A 406-nucleotide genomic window follows, 5' to 3' on the forward strand; every position below is an offset into this window, starting at 1 on the left:
GATACGAGCAAGGTCGATTTCGATCGTGGGTTCGCGCAGATCGAAAAGGGCGACGGATATCTGTCGATCAAGAACGGCGCGATCCGGGGACCGCTGCTTGGAACGACCTTCCAGGGCTCGCTCTACGACCGCGAGGGTAACATGGCGATCACCGGCACGTTCATGCCGGCCTACGGCTTGAACAGTCTGTTTGCCGAAATTCCGCTGGTCGGGATCATTTTGGGCGGCCGCGACAAGGGCCTGATCGGGATTACCTACAAGGTCGCCGGCGACGCAAAATCGCCGACCGTTCAGGTCAATCCGATCTCGGCGATCGCGCCTGGCATCTTCCGCCAGATTTTCGAATTCAACTGATCGCGAGCTTGCGCTGTGCGGCGTAGAGCGCGACTGCCGCGGCGTTCGAGAC

The 406-nt window shown here is 60.3% G+C and carries 1 pseudogene; it reads left to right on the forward strand.

The features are described 5' to 3' along the window. Nucleotides 1-354 (forward strand): annotated as a pseudogene (locus I6F37_RS42690) (AsmA-like C-terminal region-containing protein); the annotation flags it as partial. Between the last annotated feature and the right edge of the window lie 52 nt (nt 355-406).

It is taken from the genome of Bradyrhizobium sp. NBAIM08, from assembly GCF_020193935.1.
Classification (GTDB): domain Bacteria; phylum Pseudomonadota; class Alphaproteobacteria; order Rhizobiales; family Xanthobacteraceae; genus Bradyrhizobium; species Bradyrhizobium yuanmingense.